This window comes from Paenibacillus methanolicus, from assembly GCF_008124765.1.
Lineage (GTDB): Bacteria > Bacillota > Bacilli > Paenibacillales > Paenibacillaceae > Paenibacillus_Z > Paenibacillus_Z methanolicus.
The window spans coordinates 259,205-283,088 of the sequence record NZ_VNHS01000012.1; the positions used below are offsets into that span (position 1 = coordinate 259,205).

The following is a 23,884-nucleotide window of genomic DNA, read 5'->3' on the forward strand; positions in this document are numbered from 1 at the left end:
GCGAAGGTCCGCACGGAGCCGCATCAAGGACACACCCCTACAGGATAGCAGCCCAAGGCAAAACGTAACGCACGAATAGCGGGATCCCCTCGAAAGGACACATCGACGACGGCCGCGTAACGAGACAAGATTCTTCCGGGTATCCAGAGGGACGGGACCCTCGGAACCCCTCGCGAGGGGCAATGCTGTCAGGTTAAGGAAAAACGTCCGCTGAAGCCAATTAGGGCCTATAGTTGACAGGCTTAAGTCTTAGGACGAACTTCAAAACCCACTGAAGCTTTGTCCGTCAGGACAAAAGCGTGCCACATTCAAGCCTTCCCGCCGACCGCGAATAAACATGCCAGCACGAAAAAGGGAGTCCAGAGGGCAAAGCCCTTTGGAGCCTCCTCGGTGGAGGAGGTGGGAGGAGGGAGCAACAAAAGTGGGATCAACGGGGCGGAGCCCTCTTAACCTAACAGCATTGTCTCGAGGGGGCTTGGGGGAGGAAGAAAGGGTTCTCGAAGGGCGAAGCCCTTTTGTTCTTAATCAGAATTCCTGATGAGGCTCGGATCGCAGCTGCGCGAGGACGACGTTCAGGAAATCGTCCTTCCCCAGCTCGATCAGATCCGGCCGCAGCATCTCCAGCAGCTCGAGGGCGACGTCGATTCGGGAGCGCAGCTGGCCGGTTTCATCGCTTGGCGTCCGGATGTGAAGCGGGCGGACCGTCCGCGAGGGCAGAGCCTCCTCCCTCAACAGATTCGTCATTCGGCCGATTCGCAGCTCGATTCGTTCCAGCTCGGCGTTCTTAACGCCGCAGAACAACCAGCCCAGGCCATCCGAATGCCAGCGCGGGTAGACGTCGACCAGCAGCGTCGGGCCTTGGATGGAGATCATATTAAGCTCGACGCCTTGCTGCGGTTCTCCGCAGCCTGGGACAAGCAGTCGTCGGGCTTTCGCGACCGAGCCCGGGTCGAGCAGCTCGAGGAAGGATGCGTCCCGACCGGGGGCGAACAGTTGAATCGCGGCGTCGCTGGCCTCAAAGAGGCGCAACGACGCGTCTACGACGAATAAAGCGGCGGGGATCGTGGACCAATGAAGCATATCGCCCGTGTTCTTCATGTTCCTTATCCCCCAAGTCATAATTAGCCCAGTTGCTGCAGTTCGCCGAGCGTGGAGCGTTCGAACCGCGCAAGCCAATCGGACAATTCGAATAGATCGCCGAGCAGCACCGTCTCATTGGGGACGTGCGGCCGCAGGTCGAGCTCGCCGACGAGTCGGCTTCCGACGACGACGGCCGGTCTCGGCATCAGCTGTAGGAAGGCGTCGGCGTAAGATCGAAGCTGCACGAGCTGATGCTGCATCGTAAGCGACATCGCGATGACATCGGGTTTATAATGCAGGGCACCCGCCATGGCGTATTCGAGCGGCAGGTTAGGCCCGTAGTAACGCGTGTCCCACCGATGTTCGCGGAAGATGCCGGCGCACATTTTGAGACCCAGATCATGCAGTTCGCCTTCGGTGCACAACAGCATGGCGCGGAACCGCCGGCTATCGTCCGGCAGGGGGCCTAGCCGCTCCAGCACCCATTCGCAGACGCCCGACGCCAGATGCTCGTCCGCGACGGAGATGAGGTTATTCTCCCATAGCTCGCCGATGTGGCGCATCGCGGGCTTGAGCAGCCGGTCGTACAGGAACAAGCGATTCGCGCCGCTCTCCCGATAACGCTCGAGCTGATCCATGACCGCTCTATGGCGTCCGGCGAGCATCAGCTCGGCAATCTCTTCGACAGCCAATTGCATGTGGGTCGCCTCCCGAATATGGAACTTCGCTTTGCGTTCAAGGTTAGAGTGCCTCTATTATAGGCATTGTTCCGACGAGAAAGCGAGGAGTATTTTGATAGATTTTGCCGAACGGAAGGAACATCGGTCGAGCCGGAGAAGTATGCCTTGTTTCGTGTTTATAAAGCGTGTTTAATGTTTAATGAGGGTTATTAGAGGTGCAGGTGACCTCCCACGGAGGGCTTAAGGTGCAGGAAGAACAAGCACAGCTAGAGCGGCAGTATGTTTGCGATTTACCGTCCCGCATTGTCGGCATCGGCGCTTCGGCAGGCGGACTGGAAGGGCTGAAGACGCTATTTCAGGAAGCGAAATCCGACAATGGACTTGCTTACGTCGTGATCCAGCATTTGTCCCCTCACTATAAGAGCTTAATGAACGAGATTCTATCTAAATATACGACCCTGCGCATTGTCGAAGCGGAGGATGAGATGACGGTCGAGGCCAATACCGTCTATTTGGCGCCTTCACACCGAAGCTTGCGCACCCATCGGGGGAAGCTGTACGTGGCCAGTCCCGAGCCGGGCGAGGTTCATTATCCGATCGACGTGTTCTTTCGCTCCTTGGCGCTCGAGGAGCACTCGCAGGCCATCGGCATTATTTTGTCCGGTACCGGTTCGGACGGAACCAAGGGCGCGATCGCCATTAAGAAGGCGGGCGGCATCATCTTCGCGCAGAACGAGGCGACCGCCAAATTCGACGGGATGCCCCGAAGCGCGATACAGACGGGGTACGTCGATTACGTGCTGTCTCCGGAGGGGATCGCGGCCAAGCTGAACTACGCGCCGGCGCTCATCCCGAGCGCGGATTCCCTCGTGTCGGAAATCGAACAGGTCAGCGATGACGAGAGGGACGAGCTCGTCTCGAAGATTCTGGACAGCATCCGCCAAGAGACCAATATCGATTTCAGTTACTATAAGCGCCCTAGTCTTTTGAGGCGTATCGAGAAACGGATGAGCGCGACGGGCTGCCAGACGCTCTCCGCCTACTATAAGCTGTTCACGGAGGAAGAGGACGAGCTGACGGCTTTGCGCAAAGACCTGCTCATTCATGTCACCAACTTCTTTCGCGATGCGGAGGCGTTCTCCCTGCTGGCCGAGCAAGTGATTCCCCGGATTTTCGAGTCGAAGACGAAGGAGCGGGAGGTGCGCATCTGGACGGCGGGCTGCTCGACCGGGGAAGAGGCCTATTCGCTGGCGATGCTCGTGGCCGAATTCATGGACGGGCTGCCGGATGCGGGGAGCTACACGATTCGGATTTTCGCGACGGACGTGGACAAGCATTCCATCGAATACGCCAATTTCGGCGTCTATCCGGTCAGCATCGAATCGAGCGTGAGCGAGCAGAGGCGGGAACGGTTTTTCACGCGGCAGGGGGACACGTACCAGGTGTCCAAAGAGCTGCGCCGGATGGTCGTCTTCGCGCCGCACAATCTAATCAAGGATCCGCCGTTCAGCAGCCTGGATTTAATCACATGCCGGAACATGCTGATTTATTTGGAGAGCGAGATGCAGCGGAAGGTGCTTTCGTTGTTTCATTTCGCGCTGAATCCTTCGGGCTTCCTGTTTCTTGGGCCGAGCGAGACGATCGGGCGCTTGGATCACTTGTTCGAGCCGTTTCACTCGAAATGGAATATATTTCAACATAAGGCTTACCGGTTGGGCGGCATTGGCGGGCAGAATCTGCACTTGGAGGCACGAGAAGGCTCGGCCGGCGCTCCGGATCAATTGATGAAGCGGAAGGTACGAGAGATGGCCAAATCAACGGATTTGCGCAGGACGGATGAATTATATGCGACGCTCGTCAACGAGCACATGCCGCCTTCGCTGTTAATAGACGAGAATCTCGACGTGAAGCATCTAACGGGCAAGATGCAGCCGTATTTGTCCCCGATGGAAGGCAGACCAAGCTGGAACGTGCACAAGCTGCTCGACCCTCGGCTGGCGATGGCGATCGTCACGGCCGTCCAGAAGGTGCGCGGCGGCGAGCCGACGGTATCGCTGTACAATGTCCGGTTCGATAACAATATGGGCGTAGCGGAAACGACGATCACGGTCAAGCCGTTCTCCCAGACGAATCGCATGTTCGGCGGGCTGATGCTCGTCCTGTTCGAACCGGCGGAGAAATTGCAAGAGCGCGGCAGCATAATCGAATCGATCGAAGTCGACGAGAACGTGCGCCGGCAGCTATTGTGGCTGGAGAACCAGCTTCGCCAGACGGAGGAGCGGCTGCATGCGACGATCGAGGAGCTCGAGAGTTCCAGCGAGGAGCTGCAGAGCACGAACGAAGAGCTGATCGCCTCCAACGAAGAGCTGCAGAGCACGAACGAAGAGCTGCAGGCGGTGAACGAGGAGCTGGTCACGATCAACTCCGAGTACCAGTTCAAGATTCAAGAGCTGACCGAGCTTAATAACGATATGGACAATTTCCTGGTCAGCACGAAAATCGGGACGATATTCCTCGATACCCATCTGTGCATCCGGCGGTTCACGCCCGCGGTCACGAAGGAGATTAATCTGCTCGAGGTCGATTATGGACGCCCGTTCAGTCATATATCGCATAACTTCTATTATACGGATTTCGTGAAAGATGCCACGCGCGTCTTGAAGACGCTCAAGTCGACGGAGCGGGAAGTGAAGAGCAAGAACGGCCGCTGGTATAGCGTCCGCACGATGCCGTACCGGACGACCGAGCTGTTGACCAAAGGCGTCATTCTCACCTTCGTCGATATTACCGAACTGAAGAAGATCAACGAGGATCTGCTGAAGCTCTCCTATGCGATGGAGCAGAGCCCGTCCGTCGTCGTCATTACGAATACGGATGGCGCCATCGTGTACGCGAACCGCAAATATTACGACGTGTCCGATTATAACCGCGAAGAGACGATGGGCCGGCAGCTAGCGGAGCTGAACGACTGGCGCGCGGCGGACGCCGATTTCGAGGAGATCTGGAAGAAGCTGAAGGCCGGCGAGACGTGGGAAGGCGAGTTATCCGGTCATGCGAAGAACGGCGAGTTGTATTGGGAGAAAGCCCAATTGCACCCGATCATCAAGAAGGGCAAGACGATTTTCTTCATGAAAATCTCCGAACTGATCACCGAGCGCAAGGAAGCGGAGGAGATGCTGCGCAAATCGGAGATGCTCTCGGCGATCGGGCAGCTGGCTGCCGGCATCGCGCACGAGATTCGCAATCCGCTCACCTCGCTCAAAGGCTTCACGAAGCTGATGAAGGAAGACAATAAGCGCAATTACATCTCCATCATGACGATGGAGCTGGAGCGGATCGAGCAGATCGTCAGCGAATTGCTTATTCTGGCCAAACCGCAAGCGGCGGAATTCCAGGTTACGGCTATCCATTCGGTGCTGAACGACGTCGTCATGCTTCTGGAGACGCAGGCAATCATGAACAACGTGCAGATTGAGATGCACAGCGAGCCGGGCATCTTCCTCGTGGAGGGCATCGCGAACCAGCTGAAGCAAGTGTTCATCAACTTGCTGAAGAACGGCATCGAAGCGATGCAGGGCGGCGGGACGATCCGGATCTCGACCGGCATGATGGAGGACGGCCTGGTCTGGACGAGCGTGCAGGACGAAGGCGGAGGCATTCCGGCCGACATGCTGGCCCGGCTTGGCGAGCCGTTTTATACGACGAAGTCGAAAGGGACGGGCCTCGGCCTCATGATGAGCTACAAGATTATCGAGAATCACCAAGGCAAGCTGCTCTATGAGAGCGAGATGGGCATTGGCACGACCGCCCGGGTCGGGCTGCCCGTCTGGGCGGAGCCGGAGCGAATCGAGGAGGCGCAGCGGCTGACACGGTCGGCGGCGTCGGCGCTGGCGGAATCGCCGCAGGACATCCCTTCATAAGACATGGATCGAGGAAGCGGCTTCCCCGTGGAGGGGAAAGCCGCTTTTTGGCATTCAGGCGATCTGGACGGACAAGCGCTAGTCGCCAGGATATGCGTCAGCCTGTCGATTTGTGATAGAATAAAGGGAATGAAATGAAGGTGGCGTAAAGCTGGAAGGAGAAGATTCTCATGTCCTTTTTTGATAAAGTCAAGCAGAGCGCGTCAGAGGCGGCGAAGAAGGCGCAGCAAACGGTGGAAATTACGAAGCTCCGCGGCCAAATCGCCGGCAAGGAGAAAGACATGGAACAGCTGTTCCGCCAAATCGGCGAGACGGTCTACCAGGCTCATGCGAGCCGCTCGCACGATGGCGCTCACGAGGAAGAAGTAGCCGGATTCCTGCGGCAGCTGGACGAGATTCGCATGGAGATCGACATGCTGGAGGAACGGATCAAGCATATCCGTTCGGAGAAGTCCTGCGCGTGCGGCAAAGTCGTGTCGCTCGATACGCGATATTGCCCGGACTGCGGCTCGCAGCTGGCGATGGAGGAGCCGAAGCCGGTCGAATCCACGATGGGCGAGATCCGCGTCGTCTGCAGCCATTGCGGTACGGAGAACGATCTATCGGCGCAATTCTGCGTCTCCTGCGGGTCCGACCTGCCGGGTTCGGCTGCCGCGGATGCGACGGAAGAGACGGAGCGCGGCTGATCGATCCGCGGTTTGCGCGAACGGCCCCCTGGCCATAACGCCTCGTACGAGGGTTATGGCCAGGGGGCCGTTTTTCAAAATACAAGAATTTAAAAGTGCCACGCTTATCAAACAACTTGTATTTCTCGATCGCTGAATGCTGCATACTAGCGGGTATGCGGTTTAATTTCCGACGTGCGGAACATGTAATGAATGAGGGCATACAGGAAAGCGACGGCGAGACCGTAGGACAGCAGGAACTGCCACGGCGTCAGCAGACTGTTCAGCAGGCTGCCTTCCCGAAGCAGGTTGACGAAATTATCGTAGAACCGCACCTCGATGCCGATCGCCAGGTTGAGAGCAAGCACGATCGCAATGACGCCGGCGGCTTTGCCGAACCGGTAGAACGTCGTCGCGATGAAATGACCCAAGAGAAGCGAGTACAGCGTAAGCAGGGAATATTCCGCGACAATGGCCGGAATTTGGTTCGCCTGCGCGAACAGATGATGATCCTTCAATTGCTCGTTCCAGCCGGACTGGGACGCGTACACGGCATGTTCCACCGCGAATCCGGCGCCGACGAGCACGGCGCTCGCGAGCGCGAACGCGCCGCAGAACAGCAGCGTGCCGAGCGCCGCGTGCTTGCGCGTAATGCCATGGTTGAGCAGCACCCCGAGGTGGACGTAGGTGAGACGGACGCCGACGATGAAGGCGTAGACGTTCAACGCTTCGAAGACGTTGTCCCAGTAGCTGATTCGGATCGGTCCGAGCGCTACGCTGTCATAGACGAGCGCCGCCGCTGTAATGGCCGCCGATGCGAGCCAGAACAGCGCGAACAGCTTTGGCTTGCCGGTCGCCACCAGGACGCGCAGCGTGAGGAGCGCGGGATGCACCGGCGGTTTGGGGGGCATCATGCGCGCACCTCCTGGCGACTCGTCAAGTGAACGAACAAATCCTGCAGCGGCAAGGACCGCACCTCCAGATGATAGAGGTCGGCGAGCTTCCGCAGGTGATCCGTCATTTCCCCGAACACGGACGCGGATTTCAAGCTGCCGCCCCCGAGCGTATACAGCACCAGCTGGTCTTCGGTGAATCGGTCGACGTCGTATTCGGTCCCCGTCACGGAATAAGCTTTCATTAATAATTGCTCAACCGGTTCGTGCAGAAGCAACGTCCCTCGGTCGATCACGACCACTTCCTCGAACAGCTTGCCGACTTCCTCGATCAAATGGGTGGAGAGAATCAGCATCCGGGGGAAGCGGATATAATCCGCGAGCAGCTCCTCGTAGAACAGGTAGCGCGCATGGGCGTCCATGCCGATGTAGGTCTCATCGAGCAGGGTGAGCGGCGCGCGGCTCGCGAGCCCTAGAATGGCGCCGAGCGCCGACTCCATCCCGCGCGAGAGATGCTGGACTTTCGTATCGAGGGGAAGCTCGAACCGGTCGGCCAACGCGCTCGCGTAATCCGCATCCCAATTCGGCCACGCCGACGCCGCGATCGCCAGCGCATCGCGCGTTTTGGCGAAGCCGTACGCCATCCGGCTGTCCCGCACGAAACAAATTTGCCGGGCGAGTTCGCTGTTCTCGTAGGGTGTCTGGCCCTGCACGAGAATGCTGCCCGAGGTCGGACGAAGCAGGCCTTTCATCATGGAGAGCAGCGAGGTCTTGCCGGAGCCGTTGCGGCCGAGCAGGCCGATGATCTTGTTCCCGGAGAGGGTGGCGGTGACGCCGCGCAGCGCGGTTTGCGAGCGGTATTGCTTCGTAATGGCCTTCCATTCGACCGTCATGTTCATCCGTGCGCGCCCCCTTTGGGCCCCGTCATATACGAGGCGATCTCTTCGGGCGTAATGCCGATGGCGAATGCTTCTTCGAGCATCGGATCGACGAATTTCTTGAAGAAGCGCTCCCGTCGTTCGCGGAGCAGACGGATGCGCGCCTGACGGCTGACGAATTGGCCGATGCCCCGCTTCTCGTACAGGATGCCTTCCTCTTCCAGCTGCTCGAAAGCTTTGGCCGCGGCGGCGGGATTAATCTGGTAGAAAGCGGCATATTGGTTCGGCGACAATACTTGCTCCTCTTCATGGAGCTTGCCGCTAATAATGTCTTCTTTAATCCGGTGCGCGATCTGCGCATATATCGGACCACGCTCGTCGAAATTCACGGACTTGGCCTCCTAGGTTAGTTCTCTTCGTCACTAACGTTAACACCGGACCCTAACACTGTCAATCCTTGGAATGGCGTGCTTAGGAGGGAAGAAGCGGGGGCGGAAAAGGTTTGATTTCGCGCAGAACGGCAATGCTAGACTAGGACTGCCGGATGAGAACCGGCGAAAGTTGGAGTCGGTCAAACATCTTGTGCGGGCGGGGAAAGTATGCTTCGCGCCAACACTGTTTCTCTAGACCCACAAGGTCGCGGCTTGGTATGCTGAAGGCGACAATCGCCATCCGCCGGACGCGCGGACAAAGCGGACTTGCTTGAAGCCATCCATGGAGAGGAGCTGCCGTAAGTGGATCAATACCAAGAAATCAAACAAGGCGAGCGCGGGGCCTGGGTGAGCATCGGCGCGTATCTGGTGCTCTCGGCGCTCAAGCTCGGCGCGGGCTATACGTTTGCTTCCGCCGCGCTCGTCGCGGACGGATTCAACAATTTGACCGACATTATCGCGTCGACCGCCGTCTTGATCGGTCTTCGAATCTCCCAGAAGCCGCCCGACGAAGACCATCCGTACGGGCACTTCCGCGCGGAGACGATCGCGGCGCTCGTCGCTTCCTTCATTATGGCGACCGTCGGCATCCAGGTGTTGATCAGCGCGGGCAAATCGTTGTTCGCCGGTCACCGTGCGGCGCCGGATCTGTTGACCGCCTGGGTGGCGCTCGGCGCGGCTGCCTGCATGTTCGGCGTCTATGCGTATAACCGTCGGCTTGCCAACCGGATCAACAATCAGGCGCTCATGGCGGCGGCCAAGGACAATTTGTCCGATGCGCTGGTGAGCATCGGCGCGGCCGTCGGCATCATCGGTTCCCAATTCGGCTGGCACTGGCTCGACCCTGTGGCGGCGTTATTCGTGGGCGGGATCATCTGCAAGACGGCGTGGGAGATCTTCTACAGCTCCACCCACGCGCTGACTGACGGCTTTAATGAAGAAGAGCTGCATACGCTGCGGAGCACGATCGAGCGCACGCAGGGCGTCCGGTCGATCAAGGACATCAAGGCCCGCGTGCACGGCAGCAACGTGCTGATCGACGTCGTCGTGCAGGTCGATCCCGACCTGTCGCTGAAGGAAAGCCACCGGATCAGCGACGAGATCGAACGGCGCATGGAGCGCAAGCACAACATCATGAGCGTCCACGTCCACGTGGAACCGCTCGGCGCGGAGGGCGTGAATTAAACAGGAACTAGCGAGCAGTCAGGAAGGCGAAAGCCGACCTGGCTGTTTTTGTTGTTCAATCAAGTAAGTAGAGCGTGTCCGCAAGGACAACAGCGTGCCAAGCTCGAACCGCCCGCCAACCGCGAACAAACGTAAAGGTACGAAGACGGGCGTCCAGAGGGCGAAGCCCTTTGGTTCCCCTCGGAGGAGGGGGAAGGGGGAGGCGACGCGCATGGAGCTTTGTCCGTCAGGACAAAAGCGTGCCACACGCAAGCCTTCCCGCCGACCGCGAACAAACAGGCCAGCACGAAGACGGGAGTCCAGAGGGCAAAGCCCTTTGGAGCCTCCTCGGCGGAGGAGGTGGGAGGAGGGAGCAACAAAAATGGGGTCAACGGGGCGCAGCCCTTCTTAACAGCATTGCAGCGGAGAGGGAAGGGGGAGGTAATTACCGGGATATTTTGCATAACCCGAGGATAGGAATGCCATTCTAATGACGTTGGTTGAAAACAGTGCTACGCCAGGGACTGACGTTGAACCCGCAATGCGCGAGAGGAGGCGGCTTTTAGCCGATGCTTTATCATCAGGAACTGCCCGACCGCTATGATAAGGATTTGCTTCATGTGCTGGTTCGGGACGCCCATACGTTATATGTCTACTGGGAGATCGGCAACCGCCGCAGGTGGCTGGCCGCCCAGCATTTTCAGACCGACTGGCACTTTCTGCCGAAAGTGCTGCGCGTCTACGACGTCACCAACGTCTACTTTAACGGCAGCAACGCGAACGGCTATTTCGATATCGAGACGAACCCGGAGGCGAACAACTGGTATATCGGCGGCGTCCGGGCAGGCTGCACGTACCTCGTCGATTTCGGCACCTACACGTGGAACCGGCAATTCGTGCCGCTGATGCGCTCGAATTTCGCCGCCGCGCCGCGCGATGCCGCGCCGGGCTACGGCGAGCCGGTTATCGCGGCCTGGCCGACGGTTCATCCGTACGGCGAACGCGTCATGCCGCATCTTTTCGAGAATATGCAAACCCTCGCCCAGATCCAGAAAGGAGGCATTCGTCTTGATGATGAACAAAATCCGGCCGAAGCCGGTCTGCAAAGGGTATATCACCCTGGTGCTGCACATGCATCTGCCTTACATACGTCACCATGACCGGGACGATTATTTAGAGGAACGCTGGTTTTACGAAGCGATGCTGGAAACGTATTTGCCGCTGCTAGAGATGATGGAGCGGCTGGACGGGGACGGCGTCGATTTTCGCATGACGCTCTCCATGACCCCGACGCTGCTGGCCCTCTTGGAAGATTCGCTCATGCAGCAGCGCTTCCTCTCCCATCTGGATAAGCTGATCCGGCTGGCGGAGAGCGAGACGAAGCGGCTTAAGGACGAGCCGAGCCTGCTGCCGCTCGCGCACATGTACAAGGAACGCTTCGAGCATTACAAAGCGATGTATATCGCCGGAGGCATGGCGCTCATCCCGCGCTTCAAGGCGCTGCAGGATGCCGGCAAGATCGAGATTATGACCAGCGCGGCGACCCACGCGTTCCTGCCGCTCGTCAAGACGGAGGAGGCTATCAAGGCGCAGATCGCGACCGCGGTGAACGATTACGTCCGTCACTTCGGCCAGCGCCCGCGCGGCATTTGGCTCCCCGAGTGCGCCTATAGCGTCGGGGTCGACCGCATTTTGCGCCAGTACGGCATTCATTATTTCATTTGCGATTCCACTGCCGTTCAATACGCGACTCCGAGGGCCAACCGCGAGCTGTACGCGCCGCTTCTCACGCCGTACGGCGTGACGGCGTTCCCGCGCGATCCCGCTTCGGCGCGGCAGGTATGGAGCTCGACGGACGGTTACCCCGGCGATTTCGACTACCGGGAGTACTACCGCGACATCGGCTGGGATTTAGGCTGGGAATCCGAAGAGGCATGGCGTTACATCAAACCTTATGTGCTGCCGACGAACGAGCGGGTGAACACGGGCATCAAATATTTCCGCATCACGTCCAAAGGCTCGTACAAGGAGCCGTACAATCCGGAATGGGCGCGCGGCAAGGCGGCGATGCAGGCGGACCACTTCGTCGCGTGCCGCCAGGCGGAGGCCGAGCATGCTTACGGCTTCCTAGACCGGACGCCGCTCATGCTGTCCCCGTACGATGCCGAGCTGTTCGGCCATTGGTGGTACGAGGGTCCGATCTGGCTGGAGGAGCTGTGCCGCAAGCTTTATTACGATCAGCATACGATCAAAATGATTACGCCGTCGGAGTATTTGGCCCAATACCCGCTGGCGGACACCGGCAAGATCGGCGATTCGAGCTGGGGACGGAATTCGTCGGCCGAAGTATGGCTGCAGGGGCATAACGATTGGATCTACCGCCACCTGCACCAAGCGGAGGAGCGGATGATCCGCGTCGCCGGCGCGCACGCGGAATTGGCGGGCGCAGGCGAGAGCGGGCTGCGCGCGCTGACGCGGCGGGCGCTGAACCAGGCCGTGCGCGAGCTGATGCTGGCGCAGAGCAGCGACTGGGCGTTCATCATGGATGCGGGCACGGTCGTCGAATACGCGGTGAACCGGACGAAGCGCCATCTGTTCGATTTTCACCGGCTGTGCGACATGCTGGACCACGAATCGCTCGATCCGGACTGGATCGCGAAGCTCGAGGAACAAGACAACTGCTTCCCGCTGGCGAACTTCGCGGACTACCTGCCGATCGACGTGCCGTCGCCCGTCGCGCTGTTGTCGGCTTCGCGCTTCGAGCGGATCATGGAGCGGACGCGGAACAAGCGCAACACGTTCATGCTCGCCTGGGAGTATCCGCCGAAGAACGTCGGGGGACTGTCCAAGGCGGTCAGCGAGCTGGCGCAGGAGCTGGCCCGGCGGGGCGAAGCGGTGCACGTGGTGACGACATCGGAATTCGGGGCGCCTTATTTCGAAGAGAAGGACGGCGTCTTCGTCCACCGTGTGCCGGTGTTGCATTCGGGCGATACGGACTTTTTCCATTGGATGTTCGAGATGAACTTGGCGATGACCGACCATCTGGTGCAGTGGATCGAGGCGGGCGGACGGGTCGACGTGCTCCACGCCCACGATTGGATGGTGTATTACACGGCGCGCGAAATCAAAATGAGCTACCGCATTCCGCTCGTGGCGACGATCCATGCGACGGAGTGGGGACGCAACGGCGGGGCGCTCCATACGGAGCTGCAGCAGAATATCCACCGGCTGGAAGCGGGACTATGCTACGAGGCGTCGAAGGTCATCGTGTGCAGCACGACGATGGTCGAAGAGGTGCGCCGATGCTTCGAGCTACCGGAGGACAAAATCGCCCTCGTGCCGAACGGCATCGACATTCACGTGGAGGATGCGGCCCAGCCGAAGCAGGAGGAAGGACGCGTCATCTTCTTCATCGGCCGGCTCGTGTTCGAGAAAGGGGTGCAGGTGCTTCTGCATGCCGCGCCGCAAATTCTGCACCACGTGCCCGACGCGCGGATCGTCATCGCGGGCAGCGGGCCGATGGAGCATGCCCTGCGTCAGCAGGCGGCGGGCTTGGGGGATCGCGTCCGGTTCGTCGGCTTCGTCAGCGACCACGAGAAGAGCGCCTGGATGGCGCGGGCGGACGTCGTCGTCATTCCGAGCCTGTACGAGCCGTTCGGTCTCGTGGCGCTCGAGGCGATGCGGTATCGCAGGCCGCTCGTCGTGTCGGATACGGGAGGGCTGGCGAGCATTATCGAGCACGGCGTGCATGGCTTCAAGGCGCTGCCGGGCCATGTCGAATCACTCGCTTGGCATGTGACCGAATCGCTGCTGTATCCCGAACGAGCCGAGTCGATGGCCGAGAACGCCTACGAGAAGCTCGTCACCGAATATCAATGGGAGCGATTGGCGCAGCGCGTAAGCGGAATCTACGGAGACGCGGTGGATCGGCAATTCGCCGCCGCGAGCGCGCAGAGCTAGAGAGGGGGACGAAGCATGAAAGCAGTCATTATGGCGGGCGGCAAAGGGACGCGGCTGCGGCCGCTGACGTGTTCGCTGCCCAAGCCGATGGTGCCGCTGCTGAACAAGCCGTGCATGAGCTACATTATCGAGCTGCTCAAGGCGCATGGCCTGACCGACATAGCGGTGACGACCCAATATATCCCGGAGGCGATCACCCGCTATTACGGCGATGGGCGCGATTACGGCGTGAACCTGCGGTATTATGACGAGACGGTTCCGCTCGGGACGGCGGGCAGCATCAAGAACGCGGAAGACTTTCTCGACGAACGGTTCGTCGTCATTAGCGGCGACGCGCTGACCGACATCGATCTGACCGAAGCGGTCCGCTTCCATGAACGAAGCGGCTCCTCGGCGACGCTCGTCTTGGCCCGGGTGGAGCGGCCGCTGGAGTTCGGCGTCGTCCAGACCGATCCGAACGGCAAAATTATCCGGTTTCTGGAGAAACCGGATTGGCCGGAAGTGTTCAGCGACACGGTCAATACGGGTATATATATTGTGGAGCCGGACGTGCTCGCCCAAATTCCGGCCGGGAGAGAGTACGACTTCAGCAAAGAGCTGTTCCCTTCGCTCATGGAGGCGGGCATTCCGCTCTACGGGTACGTGACGGACCGGTACTGGTCCGATATCGGCAGCATTGATCAGTACAAGCAGACGCAGTTCGACATGCTGGACGGCAAAGTCGAGGTACAATTGGATGGACGCTCCCTGATGCCCGGCGTGTGGGCGCACGAGGATGCGCAGCTGGACGAGTCTGTCCGCATCCTCGGGCCCGCCTATATTGGCAGCGGGGCGCGCGTCGAGCCCGGCACGGTGCTGGGCCCGTATTCCATCATCGGCCATTCCGCCCGCGTAGGCGGCGCCTCCGAGCTGGAACGTTCGATTATTTGGGATAACGCCCAGCTCGGACAAGCCGTCGAGATGCGAGGCTCCCTCCTATGCAACCACAGCGCGATCGGCGACGGCTCCCGGCTCAAAGCGCAGTCCGTCATCGGCAGCCACTGCCGGATCGGCCGAAGGGCGACGGTAGCGGGCAACGTCCACGTCTGGCCGGAGAAGGAGGTCCGGGACGACGCGCATGTGCCGACCTCGCTCATCTGGGGCGGCGCGGCGGCCTCCCGCTTGTTCGGCGACTGGGGCGCCCAAGGCGAAGCCGGCGTCGAGATGACGCCGCAGAGCGCGTCCCGGTTCGCCCAGGCCTACGCTTCTCAGCTGCCGGAAGGGAGCCGGCTGCTCGTGACGAATTCGGAACACCCGTACGCGGCGATCATGAAAGAATCGATCATCCCCGCGCTGCAGACCGCCTGCATCGACGTCATCGACGGCGGAACGACGCTGCCGGATGCCGCTCGCGCTTACATCTTGGAGGCGGGCATGGACGGGTATATTCACGTCCAGCACGCGGCCGGCGAGAGCGAGATCCGCATTCGTCTCGAGTGCGGCGACGCCGCGGGTTTGCCGATCGCGAGCGCGGTGGCGCGGAAAGTCGAGTCGGCTTACAATCACAACGATTTTCGGCGGGTTCAGCCGGATCGGCTGGGCGGACGCGGGGAGACGTATGTGAATGACGTTTATGCCAGACGTTTCGCCGAGGCGGCCGGATGGGCGGGCGAGGAACTCGGCACGGTGGCGGTCTGCTGCGATCCCGGCATCTTCGGCCTTACGGCCGCGCTGCTCGGACCGGGCGCATCGCGCATCGTGTACGCGGGATCGCCGAACGAGCATGCGTTCTGGCCGCTGATGGCCGGCGCCGACTTGAAGCTGATTCTCGACGAAAGCGGCCGGACGCTGCGGGTGCTGGACGCGAGAGGCGAGGCGATCGAGGGCGACGATCTGCTCTGCCTCGCGGTCGCGGCCGTCAGCCATTGCAGCCGCGGCCGGACGTTCGGCCTCCCGGTCGACGCGCCGGCCGTCGCGGAATCGATCGCCGAAGGCTTAGGCGGTCATGCGCGGCGGACGAAGAACGATCCGCGCTCGATGCTGCAAGCGACGGACGATCCGCTTTTTCACCCCGTCTTGAACGGCCTGTATGCCGCCGCGATGCTCATGCGCCATATGGCGCGGTCCGGGCAGCGGCCCGAAGAGATCCTCGCCGCGATTCCGCCGCAGTACCGGAGCCGGGAGTGGATCGATTGTCCGTGGGAGCGCAAAGGCTCGATTTTCCGGCTGTTGACGGAACGGCACGAATCGGAGGCGACCGAATGGCCGGGCGGTCTTCGCTTCGATCACGACGACGGGAGCGTGCTCGTCCTGCACGCGACGGACGCGCCGCTGCTGCAGCTCGTCGTCGAGACCGACTCGCATGAAAAACTGGACTGGATGACGCAGAAATATCGGGAAGAAATCGCGCAATACCTCATATAGTTAGGGAACGTGGTTTTTAACACAATTTGAAGGAGGGTGATTGGATGCTGTTACCGGTCGAATCGAAGCAAATCGCATTTTGTTCGTATGACGAGGATAAGGCGGAGTTGCAATTGTATTTTCACACGGGAGAGGTTGTCGCCTATCATTCGGTGTTGAAGTCGGATTACCTGTCGGTAGTCGAATCCACCAACCGGCTGGACGCCCTCATGAGGCTAACGCAAAAGGGCCATGTGCCTTTCGGTACGGAAGCCTATTTACCCACAGTCGGTGAGATGACATGACCAGACATATCGCGGTCGGAAACGGCCAACTTCTCGTGAATATCGACAGCAATTCCTACATCCGCGATATTTATTATCCATACGTGGGGCAATACAATCACGTCGGCGGCCAAATGTGCCGCTTCGGGATCTGGGTCGACGGTCAATTCAGCTGGCTCGACAACCCAAGCTGGCGCAAGGAAAGCCGCTACGCGGACTCGACGCTGGTCGCCATCACCGAAGCGGCGCACGACGGTCTCGGCATCCGGCTCGTGATCTACGACGGGGTTCACCAGCGGGACCCGGTGCTGCTGCGCAGCATCGAGATAACGAATGAACGGAACCAGGAGCGCGAGGTGCGTCTGTTCTTCCACCAAGACCTCAGCATCGGGGAGAGCGAGGTCGGCGATACCGCCGCATTCCTGCCGGAGAACGGAAGCTTGTTCCATTACAAGCGCAACTTCTATTTCATGTTCAACGGTTGGGGCGGCAACGGCGGCATCGCCCAATATTCGATCGGCATCAAGCGGTTCGGCGGAGCGCAAGGGACCTGGGTCGACGCGGAGGACGGCCATCTGATGGGCAATCCGATCTCGCAAGGCTCGGTCGATAGCACGGCCGGACTGACCGTGCTCGTGTCGGGCAATTCGACGGAGCGGGCGAACTACTGGATGTCGGTCGGCCGAAGCTTGCAGGACGTGAAGGTGCTCGACCAATACGTGCGGGACAACCGGCCGGAGAAACTGCTGCGCCGCGTGGCCGTCTATTGGGAGGGTTGGGCGACGAAGGTGAAGCGGGATTTCGGCGGGATGAGCGAGCGGGCGATTCGCTTGTTCCGGCACAGTCTGTTGACCATTCGCACGCAGACCGACATCCGCGGTGCGATTACGGCGGCGAACGACTCGGACATTCTGCAATACAACCGAGACCATTACAGTTACGTCTGGCCGCGCGACGGCGCGATGATCGCGCTGGCGATGTCCGATGCCGGCTATCCGGAACTGGTCGAGCCGTTCTTCGTCTTCTGCGCGGAGGGACTCTCGCCGGAAGGCTATTTGCACCATAAGTACAATCCGGACGGGACGGTCGGCTCCAGTTGGCATCCGTTCCTCGCGGACGGCGTGCCGCAGCTGCCGATCCAGATCGACGAGACGGGCCTCGTGCTGCACGCGTTCTGGAAGCTGTACGAGAAGCACGGCGATATCGCTTTTGCCCAGTCGCTCTATAAGACGCTGGTCGTGCGCGCCGGCAAGTTCCTCACGAACTACGTGGACGCGGAGACGGGATTGCCGGCGCCGTGCTACGACTTGTGGGAAGAACGCCATGGCATCTACACGTATTCCGTCTCCGCCGTTCATGCCGGCTTGACCGCCGCGTCGAACTTCTGCCGGCTCTTCGGCAACGAGGAGCGGGCCGAACGGTTCCAGCGGGCGGCCGACGAGATGAAGGCGAACATCGTGAAGCATCTGTATGACGAGAGCGAAGGGCGGTTCATTCGCGGCTTGTACCGCAGCGGCGGGCAGTGGGTCAAAGACATGACGCTCGAGAGCAGTATATACGGCATCGCGGCATTCGGCGTATTGCCGACGACCGATCCGCGCGTGAACAGCACGATGAACGCGATCGCGCAAGGCTTGCTCGTGCGCACGCCGATCGGCGGCATCGCCCGCTACTATAACGATTACTACTTCCAGCGCACAGGCAACTTGCATGAAGCGCCGGGCAATCCGTGGATCATCTGCACGTTGTGGGTCGCCGATTGGAAGATCGAATCCGCGACGACGCTGGCCGAACTCCAAGCGGCCAGCCAGACGATCGAATGGGTCGCCGATCATGCGCTGCGCACCGGCATGCTGCCGGAGCAGCTCGATCCGTTCAGCGGATCGCCGCTCTCCGTCACGCCGCTGACGTGGTCGCACGCGACCTACGTGAATACGTGCGTGAAGTATATGGACAAATATCGCGAGCTTGCCGCGGCGCCGGGAGTTAAGCAGGAAGAACAGGCGCCGCAGTATTCGCAGGGGAAGGCATAATCAGGAAGAAACAAGCTGAGAGGCAAGGTGGTAAATGTTACCTGGCCGCTCGGCTTTTGCCCCTGGTTTGCGTCTTTGGTCCTATCTAATTAGCCGATTGTCAACCGCCAACCTAGCAGCGCTCCGACCGGAGATGCCAAGCGATTTTGATCGTTTGGGCATGTCCGCCGGAGCGCTTTTTGGGCTTCGCCGCAATTGGGGCTTGCCGATCAGGAGACTTGGCAAGATGGGTCGAGCGGTCGATAGCCGACAGCCTGTCGAACTTCGTACAATGGTGCCAGGACAAGCAACCGCATCCTTGCCCAAGCGGGATGCAGCCAGCCTTCGATTGCTAGGCGATAGGTAATGACGTGAAGACATGCGACCAACGACAACATGACAACGGGGGTACCTAACGAATGAAGAAACTTACCGCAATGACGATGATCTCGATTCTTGCCGCTTCCATCACGATGCCGATCGCGGCCATGGCCCAGACCGGCCAAGCCGAGATTCAGGCTTCCGTCACGCTGCGCGAGCAACCGTCCACCAGCGGCGCGATGATTCGCTACCTGAAAGCCGGCGAAAACGTCACGGTGCTGAGCGAAGTGAACGCGTACTGGCTTCAGGTTAGAGACGGCGCGGGCCGAGTCGGATATATGTCGAGCGCGGATAAATATATCGAGTTTACGGCGCCGGACGAAGCGGTCAGCGCACCGTCCACGGCGAACGCGGTCGCGGCGTCGTCCGCTTCCTTCCGGACGGGGCCTTCCACGGGCGCGGAGCGCATCCGTTATCTGAAGACGGGCGAACCGCTGACGATCATCGGCCAGCCGAACAGCTACTGGTACCAGGTTCAGGATCAGAACGGCGTCCAAGGCTATGTCAGCTCGGATCCGAAGTACGTGACGACGAACTATACGGGCGGCACGGGCGGCGGCTCGACGGGCGGCGGCGCGGTGCAAACACCGGCCGTCGACACGAACGCAGCCATCGAAGCGGTCATCGCGGCCGGCATGAAATACTGGGGCACGCCGTATGAGTACAGCTCCGACCGCAGCACGACGACGACGTTCGACTGCTCGGATTTCGTCCGGACGGCGTTCCGCGAGGGGATGGGCTTGACGCTGCCGGCGGACTCCCGCCAGCAAGGCGAGTACGTCAAGAGCAAAGGCGCCGTGAAGACCGACTGGCGCAGTCTGAAGCGCGGCGATCTCATGCTATTCATGTCCTACAAGGGAACAAGCGCGTCGAATTACGCGGGCGTGAACAAGTCCACGGCGACGATCACGCACGTCGGCATCTACCTCGGCGACGGCAAAGTGCTGCATACGTATTCGACCGAATCCGGCGGCGTACGCACGAACGACATCGCCGGCACGCATTGGGAGCATCGCTTCCTGTACGGCGGCAGCGCGCTGTAGGATTAGATCGGCTTAGAACGCACTTATACATTAATATGAAGAAGGGACATCCAGCGGCCATATGGCGCGGATGTCCCTTTTTGCGTCGAAGAGCCGGCTATTCGCGGACCTGCCTGCGGGCGACGCCGGTCGCCGCGGCGGCCTGCACGACTCGGCGGCGCACCTCTTCGACGACGCGCCCGTTGAACACGCTGGGCACGATGTAAAGCGGGCTCAGCTCGTCTTCGCCGATGACCGATGCGATCGCCTCGGCGGCGGCCAGCTTCATCGCTTCGTTAATATGGGTGGCCCGGCAGTCGAGCGCCCCGCGGAAGATGCCCGGGAAGCAGAGCACGTTGTTGATCTGGTTCGGGTAATCCGATCGTCCGGTCGCGAAGACGGCCACGAGATCCTCCGCCTGCTCGGGCCGGATTTCCGGTTCCGGGTTGGCCATCGCGAAGACGATCGGATCGGGGGCCATCCGCTGGATATTTTCCCGCTTCAGGATGCCGCCCGCCGACACTCCGATGAAGACGTCGGCGCCTTCGAGGGCTTCGGCGAGACCGCCGCTACGGCGTTCCTCGTTCGTATTGTCGGCGTACCACTGCCAAGACGCGTTCGCATAAGTCTTGTCCCGCGTCAGGATGCCTTCGCGGTCGACGCCAATGACATGCTTGGCGCCGCCGGCCAGCAGCATCTTCGTGCAGGCGGTGCCCGCCGCGCCGATGCCGCAGATGACGATGCGCGCCTCGGCGAGCGAACGCTCCGTCAGCTTGAGCGCGTTCAGCAGCCCGGCATATAGGACGACCGCCGTGCCGTGCTGATCGTCGTGGAAGACCGGGATGTCCAGTTCGGCCTGCAGCCGGCGCTCGATCTCGAAGCAGCGCGGCGCGGAGATATCCTCGAGGTTAATGCCGCCGAAGCCGGGCGCGAGCGCCTTGACCGCGGTGATGACGGCCTCCGTGTCTTGGGTGTCCAGACAGATCGGGAAGGCGTCCACGTCGGCGAACTGCTTGAACAGCATCGCTTTGCCCTCCATGACCGGCATGGCGGCGTAGGGGCCGATGTTGCCGAGGCCGAGGACGGCGCTGCCGTCGGAGACGACCGCGACCGTGTTGCGTTTGATCGTCAGGTTGAACGCCTTCGACGGGTCCTCGCTGATCGCCGTGCACACCCGCGCCACTTCCGGCGTGTAGACCCGGGAGAGGTCGTCGCGGTTCTGAATCGGCGTCTTGGGCGCGATCGCGATTTTGCCGCCCAGATGGAGAAGGAACGTGCGGTCGGAGACGTTGACGAGCCGGATGCCCGGGAGCTCCCCCAGCGCCTCGGAGATGCGGGCGGTGGTCCCCTGCTCGGATACTTTTACCGTCAAGTCCCGCACGCTCAGACCGCGTCCGGTCGAAATGACGTCGATGGCGATGATGTCGCCTCCGGCCTTCTCGATCGCGGTCGCCGCCTTGCCGAATTGGGCGGTCGCCGTGTCGAGCTCCAGCCGCAAAATGATCGTTTTCCCGTCCAGCGAGCGGTTGTTCATAAGGTTCCCCTTTCGTTCGATGCCGGCTTCTGGCTTGGCAAGCATCGCGCGCTTCGATAACATACTTAAGGTATATTTACCACTGAAGGGGATGCGTTATACAGGCAAAGGTTGTCTCGTTCGGCACCAAAAAGAAAAACCGTCACTGCATAAACTGCAGGACGGCACGGGAGCATTGCATTGGATTATAATATTGATTCCGCTTGGTCAGCAGCTTTCGTCTAAATTGATCGGAGGCGTAAGGCTCCTGAATTAATTCGAACCATCGTTTGACGGTGGCGGCGGTCTCGAGCATCTCTCCGAATCCCTGCTGCACGAAATATTCGCAGTTCTCTTCCTCCTGGCCGGGGATGGGCTCGTAGAACAGCATCGGGATGCCTTTGCTGAGTCCCTCGGTGCACGTCATGCCGCCCGGCTTCGTCACCAGCAGATCAGAGATGTCCATCAGCTTGCTGACTTCCCGGGTAAAGCCGATCACCCGTACGTTCGGATGCTGGAACCGGGGGTCGGCGAGCAGGCGCGCGCGAGATTCCTCATTATTGCCGACGCAATAGATAAGCTGGACGCGCTCGCGGTACTCGGTCATATAGGCGAGTAGATCGTCGCTGTTCATAAGACCCCAGCCGCCGCCCATGATGAGCACCGTCGGCATCGGTTTCAAGCCGAATTGGGCCCGAATCTCGGCTTTGTCGTGCGTATGCCAAAAATTCGGATGCACGGGGATGCCCGTTACTTCGATCCGCTGAGCCGGGATGCCTCGCTCGAGCAGCTTCTCCATCACGACCGGGGTGGAAACCAGGTATTTGGTCACCTCGCCGCTGGTCCACGTGCCGTGGGCGTCATAGTCCGTAATCAGCGTGAATAGCGGCACGTCCAGCCCCAGCCGCTTCAACCGGGCGACGACCGCGTTCGGCACCGGGTGGGTGCAGACGATCAGATCGGGCTTCAGTTGTTCGATGACTTGGGAGGTATGGGTATAAAAAATGCGGTGCAACGCAAGCTGGGTGAGCCGGTTGAGCGATTTCTTGTATTGTCTGCGGTACATGATGCCGACAAGCTTCGGCTGTTTGCTTACCGTTTTGCGGTAAGCGTTCACAATCATCGGTCCCAACACCGGATTCAGGAACTTCCCGAGCTCGATGACGCGAGTCTGAATTCCCGGATCCAGCTCGCGCAGCCCGACGGCCAGCGCGTAGGCGGCTTGGGTATGTCCGGAGCCGAACCCTTCCGAGAGCAGCAGCACTCGTTTCTTGCGCATCTTCTCACCTGCTTTTCTGTATAGAGACGAAGGACTTCGGTTCGCCCGCCATCTGTTCTCCGCGGCTTATCTTATACCATATTACTTCGGCAGGAGCGCTAACACAAGATTGTAGCGCCTATCTAAGCTGTAAACCGGTACGAATTGCGCCTAAAAATTAGGTAAATTGCCAAGGGGGGTTCGCATCCCCCATGAATACCGACGAGCATAGCGGGTAAAAAGATGATAACGCTTGCTTTTTTCCATAACTTGCTTACATCTCGCCACTTCCGATATGCTATGGAAAGAATAGTTCAAGGAATGGAGCGTGAACGCGTCATGAGAGCAGGCGAACCCTATCGTCCGGAAGCGGGCGAACTGGTCATCGCGCAGGTGAAGACGGGAGAATATATCGGAGAGGTGGTCGAAGCGGGCGGACCGCGCGCGCTCGTGAAGATTCTGGCGGTGCGCAAACATCCGGAGCAGGGGGATCTGCACAATCCGTACAATCCCGACGTGCCGATGTTTCATGAACGCCGGGCGCTCAGCTATACGGAGAAGACGAACGTGCCGTACGGCGACTTATCGCCTTACCGCGGCGACGTGCCGGATTACAAGAGTTCGCTAGCGGCCGCGCTGGCGCGCGAGATCGAGGGGTTGGACAGGCTGAAACGCTGGGCGGAGAAGGGTTTGAGTTCGCTCGAGGCGCTCGGTCGGGAGTACAAGTAGCATGGACGCCGCCGGCGGCAAGCCCCATCGTCCGTTTATCTCAGCGAAGGAGTCGATCTTTCTTACCATGGACAAGCAAATGATGGCCGAGGAAATCTATAAGCTCGCGCATTGGAACGGGGAAGTGCGCATGCGCTCCGGCGCGACGAGCGATAATTACGTGGACCCGTACCGATTCGAGTCCGATCCGCGTCTCATGGGCGCGATCGCGTGGGAAATGTCCACGTTCGTGCCGGTCGGCACTCAGGTGCTCGCGGGTCTGGAGCTGGGCGGCATACCGCTCGTAACCGTACTGTCCCTGGAGACGCGGCTGCCGGCCGTGTTCGTGCGGCTGAAGGCGCAGCAGTACGGCACCGGGCGGGTCGCGGAGGGCGCGGAGATCTCGGGTAAGCGCGTCTGCGTGGTCAAGGACATCGTCTCCACGGGCATGCAGGTGCTGCAGAGCGTGAACGATCTTCGCGCGGCCGGGGCGAATGTCACCGACGTCGTCTGCGTCATTGAACAGGATCCGGAGGGCCGTCGGAACATCGAAGCGGCCGGCCTACGTTTCCACGCGCTCTTCACGCTCGAGGAGCTGACCCGCATCGGACTTGGCGGCGAGGAAGGCAAGCCGAACATGGAGGAGTAGGGGC

At 60.3% G+C, this 23,884-nt stretch carries 18 protein-coding genes; 11 read left to right on the forward strand and 7 right to left on the reverse strand.

What is annotated here, in order from left to right; translation table 11 throughout:
- Positions 1–525: 525 nt before the first annotated feature.
- Together BCM02_RS28825 and BCM02_RS28830 are read right to left on the reverse strand one after the other, a co-directional pair.
- Positions 526–1,098 (reverse strand): hypothetical protein, encoded by a 573-nt coding sequence (locus BCM02_RS28825; RefSeq protein ID WP_148932597.1) that lies wholly within the window; start codon positions 1,096–1,098, stop codon positions 526–528.
- A 23-nt stretch (positions 1,099–1,121) separates the two neighbouring features.
- Positions 1,122–1,778 carry a cobalamin B12-binding domain-containing protein gene (locus tag BCM02_RS28830; protein ID WP_148932598.1) on the reverse strand — a complete coding sequence of 219 codons (657 nt, stop codon included), beginning with the start codon at positions 1,776–1,778 and terminating at the stop codon, positions 1,122–1,124.
- A gap of 227 nt (positions 1,779–2,005) precedes the next feature.
- On the opposite strand from BCM02_RS28830, the gene BCM02_RS28835 reads away from it, so the two are divergent.
- Together BCM02_RS28835 and BCM02_RS28840 are read left to right on the forward strand one after the other, a co-directional pair.
- Positions 2,006–5,680, forward strand: coding sequence for a CheR family methyltransferase (locus tag BCM02_RS28835; RefSeq protein ID WP_148932599.1), 3,675 nt, complete (start codon positions 2,006–2,008; stop codon positions 5,678–5,680).
- A 170-nt stretch (positions 5,681–5,850) separates the two neighbouring features.
- Positions 5,851–6,366: a zinc ribbon domain-containing protein gene (locus BCM02_RS28840; protein ID WP_148932600.1), complete on the forward strand. Its 516-nt coding sequence runs from the start codon at positions 5,851–5,853 to the stop codon at positions 6,364–6,366.
- 146 nt (positions 6,367–6,512) lie between these two features.
- Here BCM02_RS28840 and BCM02_RS28845 read toward each other — a convergent pair whose 3' ends face one another.
- From BCM02_RS28845 to BCM02_RS28855, 3 genes are read right to left on the reverse strand one after another with little or no spacing between them, the layout of a single operon-like run.
- Complete coding sequence (locus BCM02_RS28845; RefSeq protein ID WP_148932601.1) at positions 6,513–7,259, reverse strand: hypothetical protein; 747 nt, start codon at positions 7,257–7,259, stop codon at positions 6,513–6,515.
- Positions 7,256–8,137 (reverse strand): ATP-binding cassette domain-containing protein, encoded by an 882-nt coding sequence (locus BCM02_RS28850; RefSeq protein ID WP_148932602.1) that lies wholly within the window; start codon positions 8,135–8,137, stop codon positions 7,256–7,258. The genes BCM02_RS28845 and BCM02_RS28850 overlap by 4 nt, the downstream gene beginning before the upstream one ends.
- Complete coding sequence (locus BCM02_RS28855) at positions 8,134–8,505, reverse strand: GntR family transcriptional regulator (protein WP_148932603.1); 372 nt, start codon at positions 8,503–8,505, stop codon at positions 8,134–8,136. Before BCM02_RS28855 ends, BCM02_RS28850 begins: the two co-directional genes overlap by 4 nt.
- Before the next feature lie 345 nt (positions 8,506–8,850).
- Between BCM02_RS28855 and BCM02_RS28860 the strand changes: the two genes are divergently transcribed.
- From BCM02_RS28860 to BCM02_RS28890, 7 genes are all read left to right on the forward strand, one after another.
- Positions 8,851–9,732, forward strand: coding sequence for a cation diffusion facilitator family transporter (locus tag BCM02_RS28860; protein ID WP_148932604.1), 882 nt, complete (start codon positions 8,851–8,853; stop codon positions 9,730–9,732).
- Between the two features lie 548 nt (positions 9,733–10,280).
- A complete protein-coding gene (locus BCM02_RS28865) occupies positions 10,281–10,871 on the forward strand; it encodes a DUF4912 domain-containing protein (RefSeq protein WP_148932605.1) in 591 nt (196 codons plus the stop codon).
- On the forward strand, positions 10,783–13,671 hold the full coding sequence (locus BCM02_RS28870; protein ID WP_148932691.1) for a 1,4-alpha-glucan branching protein domain-containing protein: 2,889 nt from the start codon (positions 10,783–10,785) through the stop codon (positions 13,669–13,671). The genes BCM02_RS28865 and BCM02_RS28870 overlap by 89 nt, the downstream gene beginning before the upstream one ends.
- 15 nt (positions 13,672–13,686) lie before the next feature.
- Complete coding sequence (locus BCM02_RS28875; protein WP_148932606.1) at positions 13,687–16,074, forward strand: sugar phosphate nucleotidyltransferase; 2,388 nt, start codon at positions 13,687–13,689, stop codon at positions 16,072–16,074.
- Between the two features lie 44 nt (positions 16,075–16,118).
- A complete protein-coding gene (locus tag BCM02_RS28880; protein WP_148932607.1) occupies positions 16,119–16,358 on the forward strand; it encodes a KTSC domain-containing protein in 240 nt (79 codons plus the stop codon).
- A complete protein-coding gene (locus tag BCM02_RS28885; protein ID WP_148932608.1) occupies positions 16,355–18,370 on the forward strand; it encodes a glycoside hydrolase family 15 protein in 2,016 nt (671 codons plus the stop codon). Before BCM02_RS28880 ends, BCM02_RS28885 begins: the two co-directional genes overlap by 4 nt.
- A gap of 398 nt (positions 18,371–18,768) precedes the next feature.
- Complete coding sequence (locus tag BCM02_RS28890) at positions 18,769–19,773, forward strand: C40 family peptidase (protein WP_148932609.1); 1,005 nt, start codon at positions 18,769–18,771, stop codon at positions 19,771–19,773.
- A 97-nt stretch (positions 19,774–19,870) separates the two neighbouring features.
- Here the strand turns inward: BCM02_RS28890 and BCM02_RS28895 are convergent, their stop codons facing one another.
- Both BCM02_RS28895 and BCM02_RS28900 read right to left on the reverse strand, forming a co-directional pair.
- Positions 19,871–21,286 carry an NAD-dependent malic enzyme gene (locus BCM02_RS28895; RefSeq protein ID WP_148932610.1) on the reverse strand — a complete coding sequence of 472 codons (1,416 nt, stop codon included), beginning with the start codon at positions 21,284–21,286 and terminating at the stop codon, positions 19,871–19,873.
- 142 nt (positions 21,287–21,428) lie between these two features.
- Positions 21,429–22,544: an MGDG synthase family glycosyltransferase gene (locus BCM02_RS28900; protein ID WP_148932611.1), complete on the reverse strand. Its 1,116-nt coding sequence runs from the start codon at positions 22,542–22,544 to the stop codon at positions 21,429–21,431.
- 318 nt (positions 22,545–22,862) lie between these two features.
- Between BCM02_RS28900 and kapB the strand changes: the two genes are divergently transcribed.
- On the forward strand, positions 22,863–23,252 hold the full coding sequence (gene kapB, locus BCM02_RS28905) for a kinase-associated lipoprotein KapB (RefSeq protein WP_148932612.1): 390 nt from the start codon (positions 22,863–22,865) through the stop codon (positions 23,250–23,252).
- A 67-nt stretch (positions 23,253–23,319) separates the two neighbouring features.
- On the forward strand, positions 23,320–23,880 hold the full coding sequence (locus tag BCM02_RS28910; protein ID WP_148932613.1) for an orotate phosphoribosyltransferase: 561 nt from the start codon (positions 23,320–23,322) through the stop codon (positions 23,878–23,880).
- Positions 23,881–23,884: the final 4 nt, after the last annotated feature.